Annotated in this window: 2 protein-coding genes; both read right to left on the reverse strand. The window is 70.9% G+C overall.

Annotated features, from left to right (window positions below; all coding sequences use genetic code 11):
* A partial coding sequence (locus P3T39_RS37370) for a glycosyltransferase (protein ID WP_280703785.1) occupies window positions 1-577 on the reverse strand: 577 nt, incomplete at its 3' end.
* On the reverse strand, window positions 574-1,397 hold an 824-nt coding region (locus P3T39_RS37375; RefSeq protein WP_348534436.1), incomplete at its 5' end, for a polysaccharide deacetylase family protein. The genes P3T39_RS37370 and P3T39_RS37375, both read right to left, overlap by 4 nt.

Raw genomic sequence — 1,397 nt, forward strand, 5'->3', positions numbered from 1 at the left:
CGAGGTCGGTCCTGACGATCTGGCGCAGGGCCGCCCGGGAGGCGGTGGGCAGGGTGTAGCGGGTGGTGTCGACACCGTTGGGCAGCAGGTGCACCCGGTGTGCCGGGACGCCCCAGGCATCGAGTGTTCCGGCGACTTGGCGGGAGACCGCGACGGTGGTGGTGCCGAGCCGTTCGGCGGTCAGGTAGAGCGCTCTGACCCCGGCGGTGACCGGGCGGCCCTCGATCACCTCGGCGTGCAGTGAGTGCTCGGTGGCGACGATCGTGCGGACTCCTGCCAGCCGGGCGGCCAGCCGGCCGTAGAGACCGGCCCGGTAGAGGTGGGTGTGCACCAGCTGGTAGCCGCCGGAGCGGATCAGCCGGGTGAGCCTGGGCATGACGGCGAGGTCGCGGTTGCCGCGCATGGCCAGGTCGTGGACGGTGACGCCGTCGGCGCGCAGCGCGTCGGCGACGGTGCCCGGGTTGGTGAGGGTCGCGACGTCGCAGGTGTGGTGGTGTGGCAGGTGGCGCAGCATCAGTTGGAGTTGGCGTTCGGCGCCGCCGGTGGCCAGGCCGGTGATGATGTGGAGCACTCTCATGGGGTGGTCCTGCGTTGTTCGGTGGGTTCGCTGCGGTGCAGTGCGCTCGCCGCGTCGCGCAGTCGGTGGCGGCCGTGTTTGGCGAGTAGTCGCAGGGCGCCGTCCCGGTCGCCGACGTAGCAGCGGGGTAGTGCGAACCTGCCGGTGAGGGCGCTGTGCTGGATGGCGCAGGCGTAGTCGTATCCGGCGTCGCGGACGGCTTGGGCGGCGGGTGGGTCGACTGCTCCGTACGGGTAGCAGAAGCCGGTGACGGGGCCGTTGACGAGGTCTTCGAGGGTGTGGCGGCTCTGCCTGGTCTGCTCGGCGAGTACGGTGGCGGGTAGTCCGGGGAGTGCTTGGTGGCCGAGGCCGTGTGAGCCGATCTCCCAGCCTGCGGCTGCGAGTTCGGTGACCTGGTCGGCGGTCAGGAGTTGTTTGCGTGGGCCCATGGTGTCCCAGCCGTTCACGGTGCCGAGCAGGTCGGGGACGACGTATGCGGTCGCGGTGAAGCCGTATGCGTGCAGGATGGGGACGGCGTGCCGGGCGAAGTCGGCGTAGCCGTCGTCGAAGGTCAGGCCGACCAGTCGGTTGGCCTGTCCCGTGGCCTGGGCGCGGAGCAGTTCGCGGATGCTGACGCCGCGTCGGCCGGTGCGGGTCAGCCAGTCCATCTGGGCGGCGAATCGCTCTGGGCTGACGGTGAGCTGGTAGGGGTCCTCCTCCTCGTGGTCCACCGAGTGGTACATCAGGATCCAGGGGGCGGCTCTGGATGCCTTGGTCTGGGCCGGGAGGCGCGGTTGCCGGGTGTCAGCGTCCATGGGGCAGCTTCCCTTCAGCGGCCGGG

Origin of the sequence: Kitasatospora sp. GP82, from assembly GCF_029892105.1 — a bacterium.
Classification (GTDB): domain Bacteria; phylum Actinomycetota; class Actinomycetes; order Streptomycetales; family Streptomycetaceae; genus Kitasatospora.